The organism is Prevotella nigrescens (assembly GCF_031191185.1).
In the GTDB taxonomy this organism is placed as follows: Bacteria; Bacteroidota; Bacteroidia; order Bacteroidales; family Bacteroidaceae; genus Prevotella; species Prevotella nigrescens.
Genome location: NZ_CP133465.1, coordinates 1,186,626 through 1,201,176, shown reverse-complemented (window position 1 = coordinate 1,201,176; position 14,551 = coordinate 1,186,626). Strand labels below are relative to the sequence as shown.

The 14,551-nt window shown below is 40.6% G+C and carries 13 protein-coding genes, 1 tRNA gene and 2 pseudogenes; 6 read left to right on the top strand and 10 right to left on the bottom strand.

From position 1 onward, the window contains the following. The first annotated feature begins 3 nt into the window (after positions 1 to 3). Genes gldE through RDV52_RS07275 form a run of 5 tightly spaced genes read left to right on the top strand, consistent with a single transcriptional unit; the run spans position 4 to position 6,062 of the window. Positions 4 to 1,326 carry a gliding motility-associated protein GldE gene (gene gldE / locus RDV52_RS07295; RefSeq protein ID WP_004364619.1) on the top strand — a complete coding sequence of 441 codons (1,323 nt, stop codon included), beginning with the start codon at positions 4 to 6 and terminating at the stop codon, positions 1,324 to 1,326. Further along, on the top strand, positions 1,310 to 1,834 hold the full coding sequence (locus tag RDV52_RS07290; protein WP_004366276.1) for a 4'-phosphopantetheinyl transferase family protein: 525 nt from the start codon (positions 1,310 to 1,312) through the stop codon (positions 1,832 to 1,834). The genes gldE and RDV52_RS07290 overlap by 17 nt, the downstream gene beginning before the upstream one ends. Positions 1,835 to 1,893: 59 nt before the next feature. Beyond that, positions 1,894 to 3,006, top strand: coding sequence for an MORN repeat-containing protein (locus RDV52_RS07285; RefSeq protein WP_040556806.1), 1,113 nt, complete (start codon positions 1,894 to 1,896; stop codon positions 3,004 to 3,006). Positions 3,007 to 3,024: 18 nt separating this feature from the next. Then, a complete protein-coding gene (locus RDV52_RS07280; RefSeq protein WP_040557026.1) occupies positions 3,025 to 5,088 on the top strand; it encodes an alpha amylase C-terminal domain-containing protein in 2,064 nt (687 codons plus the stop codon). After that, entirely contained in the window at positions 5,088 to 6,062 is a 975-nt protein-coding gene (locus RDV52_RS07275; RefSeq protein WP_004366279.1) for a hypothetical protein, read from the top strand. Before RDV52_RS07280 ends, RDV52_RS07275 begins: the two co-directional genes overlap by 1 nt. 53 nt (positions 6,063 to 6,115) lie before the next feature. Here the strand turns inward: RDV52_RS07275 and RDV52_RS07270 are convergent. The 9 genes and pseudogenes from RDV52_RS07270 to fabD all read right to left on the bottom strand — a co-directional run bounded on the left by RDV52_RS07270 (position 6,116) and on the right by fabD (position 12,892). Next, positions 6,116 to 6,347 (bottom strand): annotated as a pseudogene (locus RDV52_RS07270) (cupin domain-containing protein). A gap of 400 nt (positions 6,348 to 6,747) precedes the next feature. Then, positions 6,748 to 6,820, bottom strand: a tRNA-Lys gene (locus RDV52_RS07265). A gap of 104 nt (positions 6,821 to 6,924) precedes the next feature. Beyond that, positions 6,925 to 7,731 (bottom strand): annotated as a pseudogene (locus RDV52_RS11270) (IS30 family transposase); the annotation flags it as partial. Between the two features lie 150 nt (positions 7,732 to 7,881). Then, positions 7,882 to 9,234, bottom strand: coding sequence for an MATE family efflux transporter (locus RDV52_RS07255; RefSeq protein ID WP_004366282.1), 1,353 nt, complete (start codon positions 9,232 to 9,234; stop codon positions 7,882 to 7,884). A gap of 6 nt (positions 9,235 to 9,240) precedes the next feature. Next, a complete protein-coding gene (locus RDV52_RS07250; RefSeq protein ID WP_004363128.1) occupies positions 9,241 to 9,378 on the bottom strand; it encodes a hypothetical protein in 138 nt (45 codons plus the stop codon). Positions 9,379 to 9,380: 2 nt separating this feature from the next. Continuing rightward, entirely contained in the window at positions 9,381 to 9,626 is a 246-nt protein-coding gene (locus RDV52_RS07245) for a hypothetical protein (RefSeq protein WP_004366283.1), read from the bottom strand. Between the two features lie 22 nt (positions 9,627 to 9,648). Next, the gene (locus RDV52_RS07240) at positions 9,649 to 10,122 is read right to left on the bottom strand and encodes an alanyl-tRNA editing protein (RefSeq protein WP_004366284.1); all 474 of its coding nucleotides are present in this window, start codon (positions 10,120 to 10,122) and stop codon (positions 9,649 to 9,651) included. Between the two features lie 3 nt (positions 10,123 to 10,125). Further along, positions 10,126 to 11,820, bottom strand: coding sequence for an alpha-amylase family protein (locus RDV52_RS07235; protein WP_004366285.1), 1,695 nt, complete (start codon positions 11,818 to 11,820; stop codon positions 10,126 to 10,128). A gap of 184 nt (positions 11,821 to 12,004) precedes the next feature. Then, positions 12,005 to 12,892 (bottom strand): ACP S-malonyltransferase, encoded by an 888-nt coding sequence (gene fabD, locus RDV52_RS07230; RefSeq protein WP_004363123.1) that lies wholly within the window; start codon positions 12,890 to 12,892, stop codon positions 12,005 to 12,007. A gap of 107 nt (positions 12,893 to 12,999) precedes the next feature. On the opposite strand from fabD, the gene RDV52_RS07225 reads away from it, so the two are divergent. After that, positions 13,000 to 13,203: a hypothetical protein gene (locus RDV52_RS07225; protein WP_155812037.1), complete on the top strand. Its 204-nt coding sequence runs from the start codon at positions 13,000 to 13,002 to the stop codon at positions 13,201 to 13,203. Positions 13,204 to 13,427: 224 nt separating this feature from the next. Here the strand turns inward: RDV52_RS07225 and RDV52_RS07220 are convergent, their stop codons facing one another. Next, positions 13,428 to 14,534 carry an AI-2E family transporter gene (locus RDV52_RS07220; RefSeq protein ID WP_004363120.1) on the bottom strand — a complete coding sequence of 369 codons (1,107 nt, stop codon included), beginning with the start codon at positions 14,532 to 14,534 and terminating at the stop codon, positions 13,428 to 13,430. Positions 14,535 to 14,551 lie beyond the last annotated feature (17 nt).

The window sequence follows — 14,551 nt, the reverse complement described above, 5'->3', positions numbered from 1 at the left end:
TTAATGGATGATTTAGTTACATTTATTACTTCTTCTGTAGAAATTCATACTCCTACAGTAGGAGTTGTTTTTGCTGCAATATTAGTTTGTTTGCTTCTTTATGTTTCTGGTTTTGCAAGTGGTTCCGAGATAGCATTCTTCAGTTTGTCTCCTAATGATATAGAAGAACTTGATCCACAAAAAAGTAAGGCAGACAAGAATATTCAAATGCTTCGAGACGATAGTGAACGTACATTGGCCACTATTCTGATTCTAAACAATTTGGTAAATGTTACGATAGTTATGTTGTCTGGATTCGTATTGCGCGAAACTGTAGTATTTAAAGTCGCTTGGGTTGAAATACTCTGTGCTACTATTCTTCTTACCTTTCTTCTTCTACTCTTTGGAGAAATAATGCCAAAGGTGTATAGCAGTATGAATCCTCTAAAGTTTTGCCGTTATGCCGTTAATGGAATATTAGTTGCACGTCGAATCTTTTGGTCCATTGAGAATGTGCTGATGTGTAGCAGTTCTTTCGCTGAAAAGGTTCTGAAAAAAAAGACACGAAGACTTTCTATGGATGAGATAGAGCAAGCCTTGGAATTGACCAATAAGAATGAAATAAGCGGTGAACAAGATATGCTTGAAGGTATCATTCGTTTCGTTGATAAAACAGTTAAGGAGATTATGACGTCACGACAAGACATTATAGATCTCAATATACGTTCTAACTATGCCGAGGTCTTGAAATGTATCGTAGAAAATAACTATTCACGAATACCTGTTTACCAAGATAATGAAGATAACATTCGAGGCATCTTATATATAAAGGATCTTCTCCCATACTTAACAAAGCCAACTAATTTCAGATGGCAAAGTTTGATACGTCCTCCTTTCTTCGTTCCAGAAACTAAGAAAATTGATGATTTATTGCGTGAATTTCAAGAAAATAAGATGCATATCGCAATTGTCGTCGATGAATTTGGTGGTACTAGTGGACTTGTTACATTAGAAGATATACTCGAAGAAATTGTTGGTGAGATAAATGATGAATTTGATGAAGATAAATCTTTTTATCGGAAATTATCAGTCAATGAATACGTATTTGAGGGGAAGACATCTATAGGCGATTTTACAAAAGTATTGGACATAGATGATGAAATGTTTGAAGATATTCAAGGTGATGCTGATTCTATGGCGGGATTATTACTTGAGATAAAAGGAGAGTTTCCTATCTTGCACGAAAAGCTAAAATATAAAAACTTCCTGTTCGAAATAATGGCTATCGAAAATCTTCGTATTAGCAAAATAAAGGTAACTATTTTACGAGATGAGAAGCAGTATTAACTATCCTGCTAAAGATGTTGTATTAGGTGTTCTTGAGATAGCGATAGGGAGAGAGGCCGAGAAACAAGGTGAAATTGAATTGCTCAGACAAATGTTGGGCTACGATGTCGTTCTAATTCATAATGAAGATGGGAAACCTTTTATAAAAGGATATAACATAAGTATATCACACACAAAGGGTTTTGTTGCTATTCTTTTGTCAAAGCATTTACAAGTCGGAATTGATATTGAATACCATTCGGATAGAATACAAAAGATTGCTCAAAGATTTTTACGGTCGGACGAAAAATATACATTAACGTCTGATTTATTAACAGTGTGGTGTGCGAAAGAAGCTGTATATAAACTCTTTTCTGAACAGCATCTCACCTATCAAGAAATGAAAGTAGATGTCATGAATAGACAATTATTAAACTTAAAAACAAATGTAATTATAGATTTCGTACTATCGGTATATTCCAAGTATATAATGGTTACATGTTGGAGGAATAATAAAAAAAGAGTTTAGATTCTTGGAGAAGCCATTTTAAAAACGTATCTTTGCAATTAAAGGTAATTGTGAATATAATGAAGAATTTATATATTGTGATATTTTTTTCCGTTATGCCTTCCTTTCTTGTGGCACAAAACGGAGAAGTAAACTCCTCAGTTTTACGAAAAGACACTCAGAACAAAGAAAAAGTTATAACAGGCAAATTACCTGAACGTAACAAGATTCAATACAAAAATGGTGACGTTTATGAAGGTGAATTTGTAAAAGGTAAGCGTCAGGGGGAAGGCACTTATATCTTTTCAGATGGCGAGAAATATTCTGGGCAATGGTTTCAAGACCAACAGCATGGTAGAGGCGTTTTTACATTTAAGAATGGAAATGTGTATGATGGTCTTTGGTATAAGGATTATCAGCAGGGGCATGGAATTATGCGTTATTATAATGGTGATGTGTATGATGGGGAATGGGTAATGGATAAACGGAACGGAATAGGCCGTTATACATTTGCTAACGGTGCATATTACGATGGAATGTGGAAGAATGATGTAAAAAATGGGCACGGCCGTTTTGTTTGGAAAGATGGTACTGCATACGTAGGTGATTGGAACAATAATATGAAAGAAGGTAAAGGTATTTATATTTATCGTGGTGGTGAAGAATATAATGGAGATTGGAAGAATGACCTGCGTAACGGAAAAGGAGTATATAAGTTTAGTAATGGCGATGTGTACGAAGGTGATTATCTTGATGACGAACGAACAGGTCAAGGAAAATTGCATTATAAAAATGGCGAAGAGTATACAGGGCGATTCTTAAAAGGAGCAAAGTCTGGACTTGGAACTATGATATGGAAGAATGGCGATGTTTATGTTGGAAATTGGGAAAATGGTTTGCAAAGTGGACAAGGAAAACTTACCAAAAAGAATAAAGATATTATTGAGGGGCAGTTTCGTAATGGCTATATGGATGGGCAAATCATAATTCATTATGCAGATGGAAGCAAATTCCGTGGTATGTATCGTAATGGAAAACGTAATGGAGCAGCCATAGAACAAGATAAAAAAGGGATACGTTTTGAAGGTTCTTATAGAAATGATATGCGTGATGGAAAGTTTACCGAAACTGATTGCAATGGTAAAATAGTTGCACAAGGTTATTACGAGAATGGTATCCGACACAATAATTAATAGTAAAAATAAATGGTTATGAAGATTCAGGATAAAATAACAGCTGCAAAAAGAGCAGAAGATAACGCACAATTGATGGGTATAGTAAAGAATGATAGCTATTTAGTTCCTTTCAATGAAGCTATTTGTGGTAGACATAACCATGCTGTAGAACGTATTAAGGAACTAACTTTTGAAGGTAAGCAAACTCTTTCAGATTTTGCCAATGGATATAATTACTACGGATTGCATAAAACAAATGGTAAATGGATATTCCGTGAATGGGTTCCCAATGCTACAAATCTGTATCTAATAGGCGATTTTAATAATTGGGAGCGCAGCAGAGAATATCAATGCAAAAGGATAGAAGGTACTGCCGGCGACTGGGAACTAATACTTGATGAAGATAAAATACACCATGGCGATTTGTTTAAGATGTATGTGTTTTGGAATGGAGGAGAAGGTGAACGTATTCCCGCATGGGCACAACGAGTTGTTCAAGATGAAGGAACAAAGATTTTCTCTGCTCAAGTATGGTTTCCTGAAGAAGAATATCAATGGAAACATAAAACCTTTAAACCAAACAGAGCTCCACTTCTTATTTATGAATGTCACATTGGAATGGGGCAAGATGCAGAGAAAGTTGGTACTTACATTGAATTTAGAAAAAATGTATTACCCCGAATTGTAGACGAAGGCTACAATGCCATTCAAATCATGGCGATTCAAGAACACCCTTATTATGGAAGTTTTGGCTATCATGTAAGTTCTTTTTTTGCTCCCAGCTCTCGCTTTGGTACTCCCGAAGAACTTAAGGAACTTATCGACGAGGCACATTCCAATGGGTTGGCAGTCATCATGGACATTGTTCATTCGCACGCTGTAAAGAATGAGATAGAAGGATTAGGAAACCTTGCCGGCGACCCTAATCAGTATTTTTACCCTGGTGAACGCCACGAACACCCTGCATGGGATTCACTTTGTTTCGATTATGGCAAGAACGAAGTGCTGCACTTTCTCCTGTCTAATTGCAAATTCTGGCTTGAAGAGTATCATTTCGATGGTTTCCGTTTCGATGGTGTAACGTCCATGTTGTATTACAGCCATGGCTTAGGCGAGGCATTTTGCAACTACGCCGATTATTTCAACGGACATCAAGACGACAATGCCATCTGCTACCTAACGTTAGCAAACTGCCTAATACATGAAGTTAACAGCCATGCCATAACAATTGCCGAAGAAGTTTCAGGAATGCCAGGATTGGCTGCAAAGTTTAAAGATGGCGGTTATGGATTCGACTACCGAATGGCAATGAATATTCCTGACTATTGGATAAAAACAATAAAGGAACTGCCTGACGAGGAATGGAAACCCTCATCTATATTCTGGGAAGTAAAGAACAGACGTAGCGATGAACGTACAATATCTTACTGCGAGTCGCACGACCAAGCCTTGGTTGGCGACAAGACTATAATTTTCCGCTTAATAGACGCCGATATGTATTGGCATTTCAAGAAAGGCGACGAGAACGATAGGGTGAGACGTGGTATCGCATTGCACAAAATGATACGATTGGTTACTGCCGGTACTATCAATGGTGGGTATTTAAACTTTATGGGTAACGAATTCGGACACCCAGAATGGATTGATTTCCCCCGAGAGGGCAATGGCTGGAGCTATAAATACGCACGCCGTCAATGGAATTTGGTAGACAACAAGGAACTCTGCTATCACTATCTTGGCGATTTTGACAAGAAAATGCTGGAGGTTATAAAGAGCGAGCCACACTTTAACGATACACCACTGAAAGAGATATGGCATAACGACACAGACCAAATCTTGGCGTTTAGTCGTAATCAACTGATATTTGTTTTCAATTTCTCGCCTACACATTCATTCTCCGATTATGGTTTCCTTGTTCCTAATGGAACTTATAATGTAGTGTTGAATACAGATTCGTGGGAATATGGCGGATTTGGTTTTGTCGATGAAAACGTTAAGCACATGACTTTAGCTGATCCTCTCTATGAGAAAGATGGTAAAGGGTGGCTGAAACTCTATATACCAGCTCGAAGTGCATTAGTTTTACGAAAGAAAAAATAATGCCAATGGAGATAAAGAATAGGTCAATGCGTATATGTTGTGCTATAACATTTTGTGTTTTCACATTCTGTTATTTGTATTTCTATCAGACCGACATACTCTCCTATACTCAACTTGTAGCATCTAATGGACAAACACATTATGTGTCGTGGTTGGGTGCAGGTTTGATAACATTTGTGTTACAGCTCCTCCAAGTCTGTGTTTATTCTGTGTTGAAACTTAATAAACGCGGACATGCCTCAACCTATTTCCCCTCTATTCTCTTCCTGACAATTCTTACTTCTATAAATTCTAATGGTCCAATATCGACAATATGGGATACTTGGATTTGGCTTGCCCCATTGCTGTTAGTTTTATATTTTATAATAGCATTCAGTATGCGGCGTTATGAGCCGTACGAACCCGAACTACGTAACGTTGGTTTTGCCTCTCAATTATTGTGGATAAACCTCGGAATAATGAATCTTCTCTTCTTGATGGTAGGTCTTTATAGCAATTCTGACAGAATCTTCCATGAAAAAATGAAAATAGAGGCTTTGGTGTTGAACCGACAGTATAACTCTGCTTTACGTAATATACAACGGATGCAAAATGTAGACTCTGCCACAACAATGCTGACGATATATTGTGTTGCACGTGAAGGACACCTGCCTGATAGTCTTTACGAATATCGATTACTTGGTGGTAAAGATGTTCTGCGTCCAGGTAAAGTCCATTCAATGCTATTGCCCGACTGTATCATAAATAAAGCAACTGCACGTTCTGTGCACTATCAACTAAATAATTATTTATTGGATAGAAACCTATCGAAATTTATACAATTGATTTCGGAATATTATCCTATTGATAGTCTTCGCCCTCGATATTACGCCGAGGCCTATAAGCTGTATACATTGTTGTCTAAGGGGCTGAAACCTAAGTATCCTTATGCAAAAGGAAGTTATACAAACTACTATTTTTCTACGAAAAACTAACGAATATACTTGTCTTCTATCTCATTATTCTGTATAGATTTTACCCAGATTTATCAATATTGTATAATATTGGATATTTCCTTCCCCATTTGGCTACAAAAGTAATAGCTTCCTCCAGTCTTAATGTAGTTGTCTGTACCCTCCACATTGAGTATTATCTCTCCATCTATTACTTGAATAAATGCATCGAAAGGCGTTATGAATTAACTCTTTGCTTACTATACCACCATCAGCGTAATCTACCAATTCGTTGGCATTGAAAATTTTTCCTTTTTCGAATTTCATAATCTCTTCTCTTTATTTTGTTGTCATTATTAATCTTCAACAAACCTACAATATGTGAGCCACCTAAAGACAATAGATGATGAATAAGAGAAAATTATCTTTGAATCATAAAGAATAAACTAAGATTAAAATAATAAGCTATAAGCATATTCTAAAATTCTACGTAGGCATACTATTACTATAAATCAGTCAACTTTTTGTGTCCTTTGGCTTTTATGCGACATTTTTTCTGCTTTCTTCTAGAAAGTGCATAGTCCACCATGCACTTTCTAGAAGAAAGCAAAATCTACTCGCCTAAAAAAAGAAAAATTCATCAAAGATAATTTTTAGAACCTGCTTATAGTATTATGAAATACCACAAAATAAAGAGGGTCTTGTTACCGAAACCCTCTTTATTCTGTGATCCGCATGGGGCTCGAACCCATGACCCCAACATTAAAAGTGTTGTGCTCTACCAGCTGAGCTAGCGGATCTTACCAAACTTCCTTCCTGAAAGCGAGTGCAAAAGTATAGCTTTTTTTCTGTATCACCAAATTATTCATGAAGTTTTTATTTATTTTCATTCCTTATGAACATTTTATAGAGTCAACCAGCAAGTGCAAAATAAAGAATAAACCCTGAAGAACTCATCTTTTGGTGTCGAAAAGTTCAGTTTTTCCCTTGGTCTTCTGTTTATTTTCTCTTGAATAGAAGCAATTTTTTTATCGATTCCCCTACTTATATTCATTCCTTTTGGAATGTATTGTCTTACAAGTTTATTGGTGTTTTCTACAGCTCCTTTCTGCCATAAACAATAAGCGTCCGTAAAGAATACAGAGACGCCGAGTTTATCTGTAATCCACTCATGGGCGGCAAGCTCACTTCCGTTATCAGTCGTGATTGTTTTTAGATTGTCTCCTTTATATGGTAGTAAAAGCCTCCATACAGTCTTTGCAAGGGGCATAGACTTCTTTCCCTCCTTAAGTTTTTGCCATAAGGAGGAAATTGGCGCTTCTCTCTATCACCGTTAGAATCGCATTATTGTTGCTATCAACAATGAGATCCATTTCACAGACGCCAAAACGTTTACCATCCGTTTCTGCTGGACGCTCATGTATGCTTACACGATTCTTTATATTGGTCGCCTTGGTCTCTCTCACTTTCGAGTGTCTCCAGTGGTATGTCATCTTATGGCGGCAGTTACCAACTAGCCCCGATATTTTTCCGGGAGACCATTGCTCGTCCGTTATGAGCTGCTTGACACGTCACCGTAATGCTTCCGAGATACGCCTGTCCCTGGTATACGCCTTGAACGACTGACTGCGATGTCATCAGCCTTGTCCCACACGTATTTTCCTGTCTCTGTTCTGTTGCGTGAAATCTCACGACTTACAGTGGAGGGGGAGTACATTTTATGGACTGTAGACACCTAAAATCTGTGGATTATACCGTAAACTAAGGTGACTTTATGAGTAAAATAGGATTATATTTTGAGGATAATAACAATTTTGACTTCCATTCCTTATTATTTTATTAATGTTGAATTTTTGTTCGACTATTCTTTGGACGAACGGAAACGACTGAAAAGATATTTTTTTGACCAAAAGAATTGAAAAATTCCACGGAGTGAAAGGAATATAAGAAAAGCAATCCATAAGGCATTGTTGTCCCAAAAAGGTTCAGCCACATAATAGAAAATAAAGAAACAAAACATTGCAACGGCAGAAGAGACGAGCATTCCTTTCGTTTCGGTCATACCGATAAATATACCATCATAAATAAAACCTGCTACACCCGTAAGTGGAATAAGACAAGCCCAAACAAGATAAGGTAAAGATGAACAGATAATAAAGTCATCGTCGGTAAGAAGTTGCAGAAAGTCAATACCACCGAAAACATAAACAGACGTGAACAAAACTACCATAGCACCGCCAAATAGAAACAAGCGATGCACCATTTTTAGAAAACCAGATTTGTCGTTCGCTCCATAGAGTTTACCACTCAATGCTTCACCAGCATAAGCGAAGCCGTCCATAAAGTACGAAAAGAGAGTGAACATTGTCATCAGTAACGTATTTACAGAGAGTATCAGTGCCCCTTGTTTCCCACCTGCACTTGTGAAGAAGAGATTAACAGCTACCAAACAGAGCGTACGAAGGAATATGTCGCGGTTTACAACGAAGAAGCGTCGCCATGCTCCTGTGCGAGTAAGTGTAGACTTAAAAAGCGAAATGGAAAGCTGCACAATGGCAGACGACTCATAGAATGTTTTATTTCCAAGTCCACGACGTACAAAAAATAATGACATGAGGAAACCGCTCCATTGTGCAATAAGCGTACCTGTAGCAACACCTTCTATTTTCCAACCAAAACCAAAGACAAACATCAGTGAAGCAAAAATATTAATTATGTTTTGTACAATGGCAATAAACATAGGTATTTTGGTGTTCTGCATACCAATGAACCAGCCTGTCAGCCCGTATAAGCCGAGCATAGCAGGCGCGCCCCAAATTACAATGTGGAAATAAGAACGAACCAGTGGCAAAGAGCTTTCTGGAGTATTCATTGCACGAACCATGCCCCATTCTATGGCAGATTGACAAATAATAAAGACCATACCCATACTTACACCTATGGTTAAGGCACGGAGCAACACGCGCAGTGCCTCCTCCCAAGACTTTCTGCCGTATGCCTGCGACGTCATTCCACTTGTCCCCATGCGCAGAAAGCCCAATATCCAATACATAATATTGAATATCATAGAACCTATGGCTATTGCTCCGATGTAGTTTTCGTTGCCTATATGACCTACGATGGTTAAATCTACCAGACCCAGGAGGGGCACAGTAATGTTACTAACTATTGACGGAAGCGCAAGATTGAGTATTTCTCTGTTCGTTTTATCCACGTTGTCTTATCGAATATAGTCTTTTGATACTAAGTCATAGTACAGTGCTTCGAGTTCAGCAAGTGATAATCGTTCCACCGAGTGCTCTATAATCCGCACGAGTTCTGCTCTTCGTGCATCGTCTTGTATCTTGTCGAAGTTCATGTTTATAATCGTGATTCTAATTCGTTAATAGCTTCTTGCATGTCAGCAGCAAAAGTTGTGTGGTTACAAAGAAATTCTTCTCTACCTTTCGCAAGCTGTGCATAGAGTTCTTTGTTCATCTCTTCTACGTACGATGCAATGGCAATTTCTATGTCGTCGCGCTGCGTTTCGCTTTTAGAAAATTCGTAAACACGATATTTCTGATGCAAAAAGCAGTAGGCAGACTCTATGCTGTCTTTACTAATCATAGGGAATTATTAATTTAAAGGATTAGGGTATTACTTTAAACCGCACACGAAACAAATGGTCATGCTCGTTCCAGTTCGTACCCAAAAGTTCGAACTTGCCTATCTGCCTTGTAGAACGGACATGCTTACCGATACACGGGCACACATCGTAATCGCCTATCCTGACGAGTCTTATTTTCTCGGAAGCATTTTCCGGCAAACGTTCGAGTGTTACGCCTTCGGGCAAATGGGTGCGTTCCACAAGTTCATAAGTAACAGGAAGGTCGGCATCTATCAGCCTATTCATCTCGTCCGCTATGGCTTTCTCGTCTTTTCGCGTTGGCTTTTGTTCGAGCACGAAGGTCATTTTGCTCTTCTTACGTTCAATGTGTGCATTTTTGCTACGTTCTGTTCCGAACATTCTTACCATAAGTTGGTTAAGAAGGTGTTCAGCCGTATGGGCAGGAGGGAACTCCTCTTTGTTATGCGCATTGAATGTATAGTCGTCTAATTCCATAATCTAAAACTTATAAACTCGTCCACTAAGCGCAGGAACAATCATCTCGATAGCACCATCACGTTGTAAGGTAGCTGTCTGATAGTTCCCCGAAAGTAAATCAACCATATCTTTCTTGCCCTCTTTCAGCTCCATATAATCGAACGCATGGGAAGGGATATTCACACGAACATGAGCCTCTGTTTCGCCAAAGTTGGCTACGATAAGCAAAGTAGTATTACCCGAACTGCGCAGAAAGGCGAACAACCTACTACTATCAAAGCTTTCGTTAGCCTCGTTGGCATACGTAAGGTCGAACGTTTTGCCCTCTCTGACAGCTTTCTCGCTATTGCAGAGTGTTAATATAGTGCGGTAATTCTTCTCTAATTGCAGTTGTTCTGCCGACAACTCGCTACGCTCAAAGAACCCTTTGCGAATGGCATCTACGCTCCAATAATCGAAAATGGTAGAGCGACCGTCTACGCCTGAGAAGCCTTCTCCGTCCATTCCCCGCTCGCCAAACTCCTGTCCAGCATAAATCATCACCGGATTACACTGGAACAAGGCTGAAACAATAAGTGCGGGAATACCTTTTTGCATATTTCCGCAGAAGAAGTCGGACGCTATTCGCTGCTCGTCATGGTTCTCAAGGAAGTACAATATATGCTCGCGAATGTCGTCGGTAGCCTGCCATTGCCGTGTAATATCACTTGCCGGACGATGCCCGCACATCACATCGCGCAAGCAATCGTACATGCCTACCTTGTCGTAAAGATAATCGAAGCCTGCTGCAAGATACGTTCTGTACTGGTTAGGGTCGTACACTTCGCCAATGAAAATGATGTGGGGATATTGCGCTTTTACCTTTTCGGTGGCATACTTCCAAAACTCATGGGGCACCATCTCTGCCATATCGCAGCGGAAACCATCAATTCCTTTAGCCGCCCAGAACAGCAACATGTCGGTCATCTTGTGCCAAGTATCGGGTATTGGTTCAAAATGGGTGCTGCGTCCGCCCCAATCGCAATAATCAACACCGTAGTTCAGCTTGACCGTTTCGTACCAATCGTTGGCTTGTGGGTGTGCATCGAACCTGTCGTTACCTGTGCAACGTGCCACCGTCTCAGTGTATTCAGCCGTTATTTTGTTTGAATCATCAGCCTCTATACCATTGGGAAGCGGTATAGCCGACGTGTCTAAAGGCTCGTTAGGACAATAATAGAAGTTGTTATTCGCATCGAAATGCTTGCCCATATCGTCGGTTTCGCCCAAATCCTTCACGCCCTTTGGCTTGCACATGCTCTTGTATTCGCGCGCCACATGATTAGGGACAAAGTCGATAATCACCTTCAACCCTTCCTTATGGGTGCGTTTTACCAAGTCTTCAAACTCGCTCATACGTTCCGCAACATTATCAGCAATGTCGGGGTCGATGTCGTAATAGTCGGTAATGGCGTAGGGCGAACCAGCCTTACCCTTAACAACACGCGGTGTCTGACGTGGAATACCGAAAGCAGAATAGTCGGTACAGGTGGCATGGCGTATAATGCCAGTGTACCAAATGGTATTTACACCGAGCGATTTTATCTGCTGCAACGTTGCATCATCAAAGTCGTTCATCTTTCCAACACCATTTTCTGCAAGCGTACCGTTTGGCTTTCTGTTGCTGTTCTTGTTGCCAAAGGTGCGTGTAAACACTTGGTAAATTACTAATTTCATAAGGTTTGGCTTATATCTGATAGAATAAAAAGGACACAATTCCCCATATTTCCTTACGCCTCCTTAGGCTTTTTAAGCTGACCTTCTACAAGCCAAGCAACAGGAAATACAAGAGTTTGTGTCCCTACATGAAAACTATTGGGGGAGGAACAGCACTGCCGTGAACTGCAGTTGCTGCACTTTGTTATTCCACTCCGTGGACATTCACGTTCTTGTCTATTCTGCCTATCATGCCTTGGAGAGCCTTTCCGGGACCGCATTCAATAAATTCGGTTGCACCATCGGCTATCATGTTCTGTATGCTTTCTGTCCAACGAACGCTCGATGTAAGCTGTGCAATAAGGTTTGCCTTTATTTCGTCTGCAACGGTGTGCGGCTTGGCGTCTACATTCTGATATACAGCGCACTTAGGCGATGCGATATTGGTAGCCTCGATACCTGCCTGCAACTCGTCTTTTGCAGACTGCATGAAGGGCGAATGGAACGCTCCGCCCACCTTCAAAGGCAATGCCCGCTTGGCACCAGCTTCCTTCAACAGTGCGCAAGCTTCGTCGATACCTTCTTTAGAGCCTGATATAACCAACTGACCGGGGCAGTTGAAGTTGGCTGCAACAACCATCTTGCCACCATCGGTAACTTGTTTGCAAATTTCTACTACCTTTTCATCGGCTACGCCTATGATGGCTGCCATGGTGCCAGGGTTCAACTCACAAGCCTTCTGCATGCAGTTTGCACGCAAGGCAACGAGCTTCAAGCCGTCTTCAAACGACAATGCGCCTGCTGCTACCAATGCCGAGAACTCGCCAAGAGAGTGTCCTGCCACCATGTCGGGCTTGAATTCGTTGCCCAAGCAAAGTGCCGAGATAACACTGTGGAGGAACACTGCAGGCTGTGTTACGTTGGTTTGCTTCAACTGTTCGTCCGTTCCTGCAAACATTATATCGGTTATCTTGAAACCAAGAATTTCGTCGGCTTTATCGAAAAGTTCTTTTGCTAAAGGGTTGTTGTCGTATAGGTCCTTGCCCATACCTACAAACTGCGAGCCCTGTCCGGGGAATACAAATGCTTTCATCTTTATTTCTTTTAATTTAATCTTTTAGGTGCAAAAGTACAATAATAATATGAAACACACAAACGTTTGCCTTATATATAAAATAACGTGTGTCCGACGAAATAAAGATGATAGGGATTCAGCCAATAGCCCTCTTCCGAACAAGTCCTAAAATCGCAACGGGGTTACGCCAATTGTCGCTACGGAGTTACGGCAATCGTCGCTACGGAGTTACGGCAATCGTCGCTACGGGGTTACGGCAACAGTCGCTACGGGGTTACGACAGATGCCGTTACGGAACAGATAGACACGGCTGTTCTCCGGCACCGTGAGCAACGGTATTCTGATGATTGGAAAACGATGGACTCGTGCATTGGCAATTCGCCGAACTCACGTTAGATTTTGAATAATAAAGATGTATAGAAGAAACACTTTAGGCATCTTCCTAAAGATTTCACGTAGGTATGTCAGTATTCTTAGATCAGACATCTCCTCATACCTTTAAAAGAAATCTGACCCTGAATATTTAATGGAAATAAAAGCAGTTTACCTTTCCCTATTCTTGCAATTTGCCGTCCATGCCTACCTCGCCTACCTTCTCTTCTTTCGTTACATAGCGTTTCCAGTAGGCAATGATAAGGGTGGTTAGCGGCAGGGCTATTATCAAGCCAATGAAGCCCAACAGCGAACCCCAGACTGAAAGGGAGAGCAACAGAATGGCTGGGTTCAGGTTCATGGCTTTTCCCATTATCTTCGGCGTTACAATTAGGTCGCAAATAAGCTGGATAATGGCAAACACCAACGTTGCCGTTCCGAATACAACCCAGAAGTTCTGCCCCGTATCGACTGCCTTAATCAGCGAAAGAAATATCATGGGAATGAATGCCAATGCGTGCATATAGGGTATTAAGGTGAGCACGCCTATCAGTATTCCCATGCCGATGGCTATTGGAAAGTCGATAATGGTAAAGCCGATACAAAACAGAATTCCCATGGTGAGCCCCACCAAGCCCTGTCCACGAATATAATTATTCAGTTCTACTTCTACGTCTTGCATCAGGTCGGTCCAGAAGGGTCGTTGTCCCTTCGGGAAGATGCGTATGAAGTTTTTGACCAGGCGCTCGTAATCGAGCAGGATAAAGAACAGATACAACAGCGTAATAAACGATGCTATTATGCTGATGACAATACTCGCTGTCTGCCCTAAGAACGAAAACAGCTTTGGTATGGAATTCTTTATCGTAGCTGTAAAATCTGCACTGTTGAGATAATGGCGTATCTGCGGCAGATATTCCTGTATCCATTCGCGCACCATTACCATTATGCGGTTACCGTTGGCAGTATGCAGCACGTACTTGTTGGCGGCATCGCCCAGCCTTTCTGCCTGGTCTATCATAGGCGGAACTATCGCATAGACAACACATGAGATGCCTGTTACAACCAACAGCATTGTTATGATGACAGCGATTGCCCGCACTTTAACTCGCAATTTGTATTGCACGAACTTGACAACCGGATTTAAAAGGTAGGCAATGAACCACGCTATGAAGAAGGGCAACAGTACGTGGCTAAGATAATTCAGCACATAGAACACGGCAAATATTAAAGCCGCAACCAAGAACCAACGTATAAACTTGTCGAATGTAATCTTCTCGTCAAACATAATACTTCCTTTATCGA

Bases quoted from the DNA above. Each gene is read 5' to 3' on its own strand.
- gldE (WP_004364619.1), top strand. From the start codon at position 4: ATGGATGATTTAGTTACATTTATTACTTCTTCTGTAGAAATTCATACT.
- RDV52_RS07290 (WP_004366276.1), top strand. From the start codon at position 1,310: ATGAGAAGCAGTATTAACTATCCTGCTAAAGATGTTGTATTAGGTGTT.
- RDV52_RS07285 (WP_040556806.1), top strand. From the start codon at position 1,894: ATGAAGAATTTATATATTGTGATATTTTTTTCCGTTATGCCTTCCTTT.
- RDV52_RS07280 (WP_040557026.1), top strand. From the start codon at position 3,025: ATGAAGATTCAGGATAAAATAACAGCTGCAAAAAGAGCAGAAGATAAC.
- RDV52_RS07275 (WP_004366279.1), top strand. From the start codon at position 5,088: ATGCCAATGGAGATAAAGAATAGGTCAATGCGTATATGTTGTGCTATA.
- RDV52_RS07250 (WP_004363128.1), bottom strand. From the start codon at position 9,378: ATGAACTTCGACAAGATACAAGACGATGCACGAAGAGCAGAACTCGTG.
- RDV52_RS07245 (WP_004366283.1), bottom strand. From the start codon at position 9,626: ATGATTAGTAAAGACAGCATAGAGTCTGCCTACTGCTTTTTGCATCAG.
- RDV52_RS07240 (WP_004366284.1), bottom strand. From the start codon at position 10,122: ATGGAATTAGACGACTATACATTCAATGCGCATAACAAAGAGGAGTTC.
- RDV52_RS07235 (WP_004366285.1), bottom strand. From the start codon at position 11,820: ATGAAATTAGTAATTTACCAAGTGTTTACACGCACCTTTGGCAACAAG.
- fabD (WP_004363123.1), bottom strand. From the start codon at position 12,892: ATGAAAGCATTTGTATTCCCCGGACAGGGCTCGCAGTTTGTAGGTATG.
- RDV52_RS07225 (WP_155812037.1), top strand. From the start codon at position 13,000: ATGATAGGGATTCAGCCAATAGCCCTCTTCCGAACAAGTCCTAAAATC.
- RDV52_RS07220 (WP_004363120.1), bottom strand. From the start codon at position 14,534: ATGTTTGACGAGAAGATTACATTCGACAAGTTTATACGTTGGTTCTTG.